This is a genomic window from Bradyrhizobium oropedii (assembly GCF_020889685.1).
In the GTDB taxonomy this organism is placed as follows: Bacteria; Pseudomonadota; Alphaproteobacteria; order Rhizobiales; family Xanthobacteraceae; genus Bradyrhizobium; species Bradyrhizobium oropedii.
In genome coordinates this window covers 1-10,072 of sequence record NZ_JACMYO010000250.1, presented here as the reverse complement: position 1 = coordinate 10,072, position 10,072 = coordinate 1, and the positions used below count along the sequence as shown (strand labels likewise).

Sequence of the window (10,072 nt, the reverse complement as noted above, 5' to 3'; positions counted from 1 at the left end):
CTGAGGGCTGCCGGCACGCGAAATCTCCTTGCCTCTCCCCGCGCGCGGGGAGAGGCCGGATCGCATGCGCCCTCCGACGTCATGGCCGGGCTTGACCCGGCCATCCACGTCTTTCTTCATGGTCAGCACCAAGACGTGGATGCCCGGGTCAAGCCCGGGCATGACGAGTTGCACAAATCCTCGCGCGGCGGGACGGAAATCTACCCCGACGTCAGCAAGTCGACCTTCGCATTCGCCACGATCAGCCGCTCGGCGAGGATCTGTGCGAGGTTGCGCATGATCCGTTCGCCGGCGCGCGGGTGTTGCTCGCGGAAGCGCTCGAAATCCCTGCTTGCCACCTCATAGGCGGTGGCCGACATATCGGCGACGACGTCGGCCGAGCGCTTCGGCTCCAACAGCGCCATCTCGCCGAACGCCATGCCGGCAGTGAGCGTCGCGAGCCGGATGCCATCGGGCAGGGTGACGTGGACCACGCCGCTGCGCAGGAAGAACAGCGAGGTCGCCTCGCTGCCCGCGGCGATGATCTTTTCATTCGGCTGATAGGTCCTGACCGTGCAGAGCGGCTTGAGCTCGGCGATCTCCGCCTCGCTCAATCCGGCGAGCAGCGGCTGCTCGGAAAGCTCTGTGGTTTCGAGGAAGTCGATCGAGCCGCCATAGCGGTAGACGATCTGGTCTTCCGCCCACTCGATCGCGGTATCGAGCAGATAGAAATCCCTGATATTGCCGAGCCGGTTGGTCCACTCGCTGATCGTGGTCCATTCGCGCGAGGTTCGCTTGATGCCGGAGAGGATCACGGTGACGCCGAGTTCGGCCAGCTCCTGGAAGGCCTCCGCGACCAGCCTTGCGCCCGCGCGGGTCGTCGCGGTGACGCGGCGCAGGTCGAAGATCACGAACTCCGGTCGCGGGCTGCCGGCAAGACGGCGCGAAACATAGTCGACATTGGACAGCGACAGCGTGCCGACCAGCTCGATCACGCGCACCTCCTGGAAGTGCTTGGCCAGGATCTCCTGTTCCTGCGGCCGGCGCACCCGCCGCGACGGATTCTTTCCGATGTTGTAATCGGCGATGATGCTGTGGCGGGCGTCGTCGCTGCGGTTCAGCATGTGGAGGTCGTAATGCGCCGACAGCGCCTCGCAGACCTTGATGCCGCGCACGCTGTTGCCGTGCTTGTCGAGCTTCGGCGAGTAGCTGCCGAGCCCGAGCCGCGCCGGCAGCGCCGCCAGGATGCCGCCGCCGACGCCGCTCTTGGCGGGGATGCCGACGCGGTAGATCCATTCGCCGGCGTAATCGTACATCCCGGACGACGTCATCACCGACAGCGTGCGTGCGATCGCGTAGGGCGTCACCACCTGTTCACCGGTCAACGGATTGATGCCGCGATTGGCCAGCGTAGCCGCCATCACGGCGGTGTCGCGCGCGGTGACGAGGATGGCGCATTGCCGGAAATAGACGTCGAGCACCGCGGGCACGTTGTCGGTGATCACGCTGTTGGTGCGCAGGAGATAGCCGATCGCCCGGTTGCGGTCGCCGGTGGCGCTCTCGGAAGTGTAGACCGCCTCGTCGACGTCGAGCTCGCGGCCGGCGAAGCGGCCGAGTGCCTGGCGGATGTAGTCGAATGCACCGTCACCCTTGTCGGCATGGAGCAAGCCGGAGCAGGCGATCGCGCCTGCGTTCACCATCGCATTGAACGGGTGGTTGTCGGCATTGAGCCGGATCGAATTGAAGGGGTCGCCGGACGGCTCGACGCCGATCACGCTTTCCACCCGCTCGGCGCCCAGCGTGTCCAGCGCCAGCGCGAACACGAACGGCTTCGACATCGACTGGATGGTGAAGGGCACCCTGGTGTCGCCGACCTCGTAGACATGGCCGTCGAGCGTCGCAAGGCTGATGCCAAAATGGGCAGGGTCGGCCTTGCCGAGCTCCGGGATGTAGTCGGCGACCGTGCCCGCCGCCTCCGGAAGGAAGTCTGCGTAACACGTGTGCAGAAACCGCAGCAGGGGCGGCTTCGAGCTGGACCAGGCCGTGGTGGTGGCGGTGACGGGAGGAGGCGATCGTTTCATCGCCTCCTGTTGTGCAACGCAATCAGGGCGCACGCAACCGAGCGCGCAGCGACGTCGGCTGTGCGGCGCCCGTGCAGGCGCGAGCCGGGGGGGGCTGCCTGTTTTCGAACAGATGTTCACAAAACGAGCGATTGCTCGGCAATTGTCTCGTCATACGAAACATTTGAGCCGGGAATGTTTCGAAAGCGAAACAGCATGCGATCCTGTGCGGCTCCTGAGGAGCCGCGGACCGGGACATGGCATCTGGGAATTTGATTCGCGCGGGGCGGCCTGACGGTCCGCCGTCAGGTCTCGACGATCGCGATGGCCTGGCCTTCAGCGATGACATCGTCGATCTTGACCAGAATCGACTTGATTTTGCCTGCTGTCGTCGATGTGACCGGGATCTCCATTTTCATCGCTTCGACGAACGCAATCTCGTCGCCGCTGCCGATGCTGTTGCCAGCTTCAACAGGAAGCGCGCAAACGCGCCCGGCAACTTCGGTCACAACCTTGATCTCTGGCATTCCACTCTCCGATACCGTCTTGCGGAAATTTCATCCGGCGAACGGCTTTTTGTTGTGGCGGCAGATTGCCTGAGGTAGCTTCATCTGCAAGTGGAATTTTATTCCGCATGACGGAATGGAGCCAAACAAAATGGGACGGCGCTCGGAACGGCTTAGCAGGCAGGGAATGCTCGCCAGCGAGACTGGCGATGACGATGTGATCCAGGTGGTGTCGCGCGCCTTCGATGTGTTGAGGTGCTTCGAGGGACACGAGGCGCGGCTCGGTAATCTCGAAATCTCGAACCGCTGCGGCTTGCCGCGTTCGACGGTGTCGCGGTTGACGCACACGCTGACGCGGATGGGACAGCTCGTTTATCTGCCGCGCGATCAGAAATATCGCATCGGCCCGAGTGCGGTCGCGATGAGCACCACGATGATGAAGGGGTTGCAGCTTCGCAATCTGATCCGGCTGCGTTTGCAGGATGTCGCCGATCAATTGCCCGGCACCGTGGGCTTCGTCATCCCCGACCGCTTTCATCTGGTCTATCTGGAGTTCGCCCGCGCGGCGAACGCGCTCGGGCTGCATGAGGCCACCGGCAGCCGCATCTCGATGGCGACCACCGCCGCCGGCCACGCCTACACCGCAGCGCTCGATCCCGCGATCGGCGACGCGCTGATCGCAGAGATGGAGGGCGAGTTGCCCGACGGCGCCAAGATGCTGACGCCGCGCATCGAGGCCAATCGCCGACATTTGCAGGAGCACGGCTACGTCGTCGCCTGCGGCCTGTGGAGCCCGCACATCAACGGCGTCGCGGTGCCGCTATGGTCGCCGCAATATCAGACCTATGTCGTCACCACGATCGGCCTGCTGTCGGCAATGTATGACGAGCAGCGGCTGCATCGCGAGGTCGCGCCGCAAATGGTCGAACTCGCCGCTGCACTCGGCAGCCTGCTCGAAGGCGCCGACGGCGACATCTTCAGCAATCGGATCGAACGCAAGTCGCTTCCGGTGACCACCCATAACAACAACAAAATCATCAAGACGGGAGCAGTGAATGAACTGGAAGCCGGAACTCGACGACCTCGCCCGGCGCGAAGCGTTCGCGCGGGAGATGGGAGGCGTTGACAAGGTCAAGCGGCAACGCGACCAGGGCCGGCTCACGGTTCGTGAGCGCATCGACAAGCTCGTCGACCAGAACAGCTTTCACGAAGTCGGTGCCATCTCCGGCATCGCCGAATACGACGAGAGCAACGAACTCAAGAATCTGACGCCGGCGAACTGTGTGTTCGGCCGCGCGAGGGTCGACGGCCGCACCGTGGTCGTGGTCGGCGACGATTTCACCGTGCGCGGCGGCTCGGCGGATGCATCGATTTCCGCCAAGCCATTGATGGCGGAGGAGATGGCGCATGATTTCCGCCTGCCGATCGTTCGCGTGATCGAAGGCTCCGGCGGCGGCGGCTCGGTGAAGACGATCGAGACCAGGGGCGCCGCCAATCTGCCCGGCGGCGTCGGCGGCACGCGCTGGTACTGGTACACGACCGCCAATCTTGCGCGCGTGCCGGTGGTCGGTCTCGGGCTCGGCTCGGTCGCGGGCCTCGGCGCCGCGCGACTGGCGGCCACGCATTATTCGGTCATGACCAAGAGCTCCGCGATGTTCGTCGCCGGCCCGCCGGTGGTGAAGCGGCTCGGCCAGGATCTGACCAAGCAGGAGCTTGGCGGCGCCGATATCCAGACCCGCGCCGGCGCGATCGATCAGGCCGTCGAGACGGAAGAGGAGGCGTTCGACTACGCGCGGCGCTTCCTGTCCTATCTGCCGGCGTCGGTCTACGACCTGCCGCCGACCATTCCCTGCACCGACGATCCGGAACGGGCTGAGGAGTCACTGCTGAAGGCCGTGCCGCGCAACCGGCGGCAGGTCTACAAGATGCGGCCGATCATCGAGGCCGTCGTCGACAAGGGCTCGTTCTTCGAGGTCGCCGGCAACTTCGGCCGGCCGGTCATCACGGGGCTGGCGCGGATCGAGGGCAGGGCGGTGCTGCTGCTCGCCAGCGATCCCTTCCACTACGGCGGCTCATGGACTTCGGACGCGTGCCAGAAGGTGGTGCGCTGGGTCGACTTCGCCGAGACCTTCCATCTGCCGGTGGTCTATCTGATGGACTGCCCCGGCTTCATGATCGGGCTCGAAGCGGAGAAGTCGGCGACCATCCGCCACGGCGTGCGGGCAATGGCCGCGGTGAACCAGAGCACGGTGCCGTGGTGCACGATCATCATCCGCAACGCTTTCGGCGTCGCCGGGGTGGTGCATCAGCCGGCCAATCGCTTCTCGATGCGCTACGCCTGGCCGTCGGCCTATTGGGGGTCGCTGCCGCTCGAAGGCGGCATCGAGGCCGCCTATCGCGCCGAGATCGATGCCGCCGCCGATCCCGCCGCCAAGCTGCGCGAGATCGAGGATCGGCTCAACAAGCTGCGCTCGCCGTTCCGCTCGGCCGAGAAGTTCTGGGTCGAGGAGGTGATCGACCCGCGCAAGACGCGCTCGCTGCTCTGCGAGTTCGCCCGCCTTGCCGAGCCGATCCGCAAGGCGGGGCCGCCGAGCAACATGTCGACGCGGCCGTAAGGGCTCTTCCTCCGCCGTCATTGCGAGGAGCGCAGCGACGAAGCAATCCATCTATCCCTGAGGGGAGGCGTGGATTGCTTCGCTTCGCTCGCAATGACGGTGAAGGAGCGTCCGCTTACTACTCTGCTTCCCGATGCACGTCGTGGATCACGATCCCCATGCCGTTCTCGGGCATCTTGATCCATTCGCGCCGCTTCAGCGAACGCTTGGTGTCCTCGTGTCCGCTCGCCCAGTGCTCGCGCATCGAGGTGCCGGAGAATTCGTGGTCCTTGGCGTCGCCCTCATAGGCCTTCTGCTGATAGATCAGCTGCAGCAGCGTGATCCCGGGCAGCCGGCTGTTCGCCTTCTTGAGCTGGCGTTCCTCTTCCGACAATTGGTCGTCCGGGATTTTTCCCAGCGCGTTGTGCAGGGCGGTGCGCAGATTGTAGGTCTTGCGGTAGACGTCGGTGTTGTAGCGGGTGCGCGACGAATACATGATGTCCTTGTGCCGGGCCATCACGTCCTGGATGTCGCGCGGCAGCATCCCGCGCGCCGAGAACAGGTCGACCTGGAACACCAGCGAGTTCGCGTTGTCTTCCTGGTCGAGCAAATGCTGCAGCGGCGTGTTGGAGACGATCCCGCCATCCCAGAAATGATCGGTGCCGACCTTCACCATCGGCAGCGCCGGCGGCAATGCGCCGCTCGCCATGATGTGCTCGGGGATGATCTCGTCATGGGCATTGTCGAAATAGATGAAGTTGCCGGACAGCACGTTCACCGCGCCGACCGCGAAGCGCATTGTCTTGGAATTGATGCGGTCGAAATCGACCAGCTCGAGCAGCGAGTCACGCAGCGGCGTGGTGTCGTAGTAGCTGGTGGCGGTGCGCGCGCCGGCCGGGCTGAACCACGGATTGGCTTGATGCGGGGTGAAGAAGCCGGGTTGCCCCAACGTCGTCGTCAACCATGAGCTGGTGAAGTTGCGCGCCTTGCGGAAGATGTCGCCGTCCGGCGTGTAGTGCCAGATTTTGCGGCTGGTGATGCGATCCCAGAACGTGTGCAGCCGCTCCAGCCGCTTCGACGGCGGATTGCCGGCGATGATCGCCGAGTTGATCGCGCCGATCGAGACGCCGCAGACCCAGTCGGGCTCGATATTGGATTCATGCAGCGCCTGATAGACGCCGGCCTGATAGGCGCCGAGCGCGCCGCCGCCCTGCAGGACCAGCGCCACGCGATCGCATCCTTCGGGACGCCAGCCGGGCGTCGCGTGTTCGATATCGTCCAAATGGGGAGTTCGCGCGTCCATATCAGACACTCCAGAATTTCGCGGCGACAATTCAGTCCGCCGATGACGCCGTGATGACAGGCGCCGCGCACGCGTACGGCGCATCCGCCATGCCCGCCTGCATGGTTAGCATTGGCCTCATCGACGAAACGCGGGTCGCGCCAGCGTAACCGAGGTCAAGCAAGCGCAACTGAGGTCACGCAAGCGTAACCGAGGTCACGCACCTGACGGAAATCCCTCACATCGCTGTCAATCTCGGCCGCTAGCTTTCGCGCAAACTTTGCAAACAAAAGGATATTGCGATGCGCAGGGAAGATCTGCTCAAGCTTCCGTCGATGCCGGCTGCTGGTCCGAGCTATCCCGCGGGTCCTTACCGCTTCATCGATCGCGAATTCCTCGTCATCACCTATGAGACCGATCCGGAGCTGATCCGCGCCGGCCTGCCTGAACCGCTGGAGCCGATCGAGCAGGCGATCGTGCATTACGAATGGATCAAGATGCCTGACAGCTCCGGCTTCGGCAGCTACACCGAGTCCGGCCTCGTGATCCCCGCGCGCCTGCACGGCGAAGAGATCAATTTCGTCTGCCAGATGTATCTCGACGATGATCCGCCGATCGCGGCCGGCCGCGAGATCTGGGGCTTTCCGAAGAAGTACGCCCATCCCAAGCTCGAGATCGTCAAGGATACGCTGACCGGGACGCTGGAATATGCCGGCCAGCTCGTCGCGATGGGCACGATGGGCTACAAGCACGAGAGCATGGCGGGCAATGGCGACATCACCCGCGCCACGCTGTCGAAGACGCAAGTCAATCTGAAGATGATCCCGGGCGTCGACGGTCACCTCGATATCTGCCAGCTGGTTGCGATCAACCTGACCGACATCGTCGTCAAGGGCTCGTGGATCGGGCCGGGCCGGCTGCATCTCGTGCCGCACGTCAACGCACCGGTTGCGGATTTCCCGGTCAAGCGCGTCGTCGGCGCGCATCACTACATCGCCGATCTGACGCTGCCGTTCGGCCGCGTGGTGCACGACTACAACAAGGAAGCCGCCGAGGCGGCAGCGCCGACCGGCCTTGCGGCGGAGTAGCACAGACTGAAGCGGGCAGCGGCCTCAGGCCGCCGCCGGCTTCGGCTCTGCCACCGGCTTCGGCTGCGGCCGCGCAATCGCGAGCGTGATCACCGCCGCGCAGACGCAGAGCGCGCCCGCGATGAAGAACGCCGGCAGATAGCTGGCATAGACCGTGCGCGACACGCCGGCACCGAACGCGGCCGCGCCGGCGCCGAGCTGATGGCCGGCAAAGATCCAGCCGAACACCAGATTGGCGCGCTCGGCACCGAAGCGCTGCGCGGTGAGCCGCACCGTCGGCGGCACGGTCGCGATCCAGTCGAGGCCGTAGAACATGGCAAACAACGACAGCCCGTAGAACGTGAAGTCGGAGAACGGCAGATACAGCAGCGACAGGCCACGCAGGCCGTAATACCAGAACAAGAGATAGCGGTTGTCGTAACGGTCCGACAGCCAGCCCGAGATGATGGTGCCGAAGAAGTCGAAGATGCCCATCGCGGCAAGCAGGCTCGCGGCCTGCACCTGCGGGATGCCGTAATCGAGGCACATCGGGATCAAATGGACCTGGACGAGGCCGTTGGTCGAGGCGCCACAGACGAAGAAGGTCGCAAACAGGATCCAGAACACCGACGATTTCGAGGAGTCGCGCAGCGTACCGAGCGCGGCCGCCATGATCGGCGCGGTGGCCGGCAGCGGCGCGGGAAGGGGCGCGGTACCCTCGTCGCCGAACGGGCGTAGGCCGACATCGCTCGGCCGGTCGCGCAGCAGCATGAGCACCGCAAAGGCGGCGACGCCGAGCATGACGCAGACGAATCCAAGCGCGACGCGCCAGCCATAGCGCTCCGTGATCGTGGCGAGCAGCGGCAAGAAGGCGAGCTGCCCGGTCGCGACGCTCGCGGTGAGCACGCCGATCACGAGGCCGCGCCGCGCCACGAACCAGCGCGTGGCAATGGTCGCGCCGAGCACCAGCGCGGTCATGCCGGTGCCGATCCCGATCGCGACGCCCCACAGCGCGATCAGCTGCCAGACCTGCGTCATGGCGAGCGAGGCCAGCAGGCCGGAGACCACGATCAGTTGCGCCGCCAGCGTCACGTTACGCAGGCCGTAGCGGTTCATCAGCGCGGCGGCGAACGGCGCCATCAGCCCGAACAGGATGAAGCGGATCGACAACGCGGAGGAGATTTCGGCGGTGGACCAGCCGAATTCCTTCTGCAAGGGAACGATGAAGACGCCGGGTGCGCCGACGGTGCCGGCCGAGATCAGCGCGGCAAGGAAGGTCACGGCGACCATCACCCAGCCGTAATGGATGTTGCGGCGGGCGAGAGCGGGAGCAAGCCAGTTCGAGATCATTGGGTTCCAGATCAATTGCGTTGAAAGCTTTGCGTGATGCCCAATATGGCACGAGGGCGCTATGTCTAAAATGGCATAGTTCCCTCGTTTTCAGACACGAGAATGAACGGTCCCATCGCCTCTTGGCGGGCCGTTCGGAGAGGCCGGCATCTCCCCGCGTCATTGCGAGCGAAGCGAAGCAATCCATCGGCCCACATTTGCGGATGCATGGATTGCTTCGTCGCTATCGCTCCTCGCAATGACGCGGACACCCGTTAGTGCGTCACCCGCTCCACGGCGATCGCGGTGGCTTCGCCGCCGCCGATGCACAGCGCCGCGACGCCACGCTTCAGGTTCTGCGCCTCCAGCGCATGCAGCAGCGTCACGATCAGCCGCGCCCCGGTGGCGCCGATCGGGTGGCCGAGCGCACAGGCGCCGCCATTGATGTTCAGCCGATCGCGCGGGATGCCGAGGTCGCGTTGCGCCGCCATTGCGACCACCGCAAACGCTTCATTGATCTCGAACAGATCGACATCGCCGACGCTCCAGCCGACCTTGTCGAGCAATTTTCTGATCGCCGGGATCGGCGCGGTGGTGAACCATTGCGGCTCCTGGCTGTGGGTGGCGTGGCCCTTGATCTCCGCCAGCACCGGCAGGCCGTCGCGGTCGGCAAGCGAACGCTTCGCCAGAATCAGCGCCGCGGCGCCGTCGGCATTGGCCGACGAGGCGGCCGGCGTGATGGTGCCGTTGGCGCGGAACGCGGGCTTCAGGCCGGGGATCTTGGCCGGATCGACCTTCAGCGGATGCTCGTCGTTGGCGATGATGCGGGGACCAGCTTTCTCGGCGAGCGTGATCGGCTCGATCTCGGCCTTGAAGGCGCCGCTCTCGACGGCCTTGCGAGCGCGGCTCAGCGTCTCCATCGCGAAAGCGTCCTGGTCGGCGCGGGTGAACTGATAGGCCTCCGCGGTCGCCTCGCCGAAATCGCCCATCGAGCGGCCGGTTTCATAGGCGTCCTCGAGCCCGTCCATCATCATGTGGTCGATGATGCGGTCGTGGCCGGCGCGATAGCCGCCGCGCGCCTTCTGCAGCAGATAGGGCGCGTTGCTCATGCTCTCCATGCCGCCGGACAGCACGATCTCGGCCGAGCCGGCCTTGATGATGTCGTGCGCCAGCATGGTCGCCTTCATGCCGGACCCGCAGACCTTGTTTACGGTGGTGGCGCCGGTGGCATCCGGCAGCCCGGCGCCGCGCGCGG

8 protein-coding genes are annotated in these 10,072 nt (G+C 65.0%); 3 read left to right on the top strand and 5 right to left on the bottom strand.

Annotation, left to right across the window (positions count from 1 at the left end):
• Positions 1 to 200: 200 nt before the first annotated feature.
• On the bottom strand, positions 201 to 2,060 hold the full coding sequence (gene glsA, locus H8A95_RS38795; RefSeq protein WP_229187855.1) for a glutaminase A: 1,860 nt from the start codon (positions 2,058 to 2,060) through the stop codon (positions 201 to 203).
• A 284-nt stretch (positions 2,061 to 2,344) separates the two neighbouring features.
• Positions 2,345 to 2,566, bottom strand: a complete 222-nt coding sequence (locus tag H8A95_RS38790) for an acyl-CoA carboxylase biotin carboxyl carrier protein subunit (protein WP_229187854.1) — start codon at positions 2,564 to 2,566, stop codon at positions 2,345 to 2,347.
• A gap of 130 nt (positions 2,567 to 2,696) precedes the next feature.
• Here H8A95_RS38790 and H8A95_RS38785 point away from each other — a divergent pair, with 130 nt between their 5' ends.
• Both H8A95_RS38785 and H8A95_RS38780 read left to right on the top strand, forming a co-directional pair.
• Complete coding sequence (locus H8A95_RS38785; RefSeq protein WP_229187853.1) at positions 2,697 to 3,671, top strand: IclR family transcriptional regulator; 975 nt, start codon at positions 2,697 to 2,699, stop codon at positions 3,669 to 3,671.
• Positions 3,601 to 5,160 carry an acyl-CoA carboxylase subunit beta gene (locus H8A95_RS38780; RefSeq protein ID WP_229187852.1) on the top strand — a complete coding sequence of 520 codons (1,560 nt, stop codon included), beginning with the start codon at positions 3,601 to 3,603 and terminating at the stop codon, positions 5,158 to 5,160. Before H8A95_RS38785 ends, H8A95_RS38780 begins: the two co-directional genes overlap by 71 nt.
• A gap of 118 nt (positions 5,161 to 5,278) precedes the next feature.
• Here the strand turns inward: H8A95_RS38780 and H8A95_RS38775 are convergent, their stop codons facing one another.
• Complete coding sequence (locus H8A95_RS38775) at positions 5,279 to 6,442, bottom strand: patatin-like phospholipase family protein (RefSeq protein WP_229187851.1); 1,164 nt, start codon at positions 6,440 to 6,442, stop codon at positions 5,279 to 5,281.
• A 281-nt stretch (positions 6,443 to 6,723) separates the two neighbouring features.
• Between H8A95_RS38775 and H8A95_RS38770 the strand changes: the two genes are divergently transcribed.
• Complete coding sequence (locus H8A95_RS38770; protein ID WP_229187850.1) at positions 6,724 to 7,509, top strand: acetoacetate decarboxylase; 786 nt, start codon at positions 6,724 to 6,726, stop codon at positions 7,507 to 7,509.
• Between the two features lie 24 nt (positions 7,510 to 7,533).
• On the opposite strand, the gene H8A95_RS38765 is transcribed toward H8A95_RS38770, so the two are convergent.
• Entirely contained in the window at positions 7,534 to 8,838 is a 1,305-nt protein-coding gene (locus H8A95_RS38765; protein ID WP_229187849.1) for an MFS transporter, read from the bottom strand.
• Between the two features lie 254 nt (positions 8,839 to 9,092).
• A partial coding sequence (locus H8A95_RS38760; RefSeq protein WP_229187848.1) for an acetyl-CoA C-acyltransferase occupies positions 9,093 to 10,072 on the bottom strand: 980 nt, incomplete at its 5' end.

Coding starts and splice junctions, on each gene's coding strand:
- H8A95_RS38765 (WP_229187849.1), bottom strand. CDS start 8,838: ATGATCTCGAACTGGCTTGCTCCCGCTCTCGCCCGCCGCAACATCCAT.
- H8A95_RS38785 (WP_229187853.1), top strand. CDS start 2,697: ATGGGACGGCGCTCGGAACGGCTTAGCAGGCAGGGAATGCTCGCCAGC.
- H8A95_RS38775 (WP_229187851.1), bottom strand. CDS start 6,442: ATGGACGCGCGAACTCCCCATTTGGACGATATCGAACACGCGACGCCC.
- H8A95_RS38780 (WP_229187852.1), top strand. CDS start 3,601: ATGAACTGGAAGCCGGAACTCGACGACCTCGCCCGGCGCGAAGCGTTC.
- glsA (WP_229187855.1), bottom strand. CDS start 2,060: ATGAAACGATCGCCTCCTCCCGTCACCGCCACCACCACGGCCTGGTCC.
- H8A95_RS38790 (WP_229187854.1), bottom strand. CDS start 2,566: ATGCCAGAGATCAAGGTTGTGACCGAAGTTGCCGGGCGCGTTTGCGCG.
- H8A95_RS38770 (WP_229187850.1), top strand. CDS start 6,724: ATGCGCAGGGAAGATCTGCTCAAGCTTCCGTCGATGCCGGCTGCTGGT.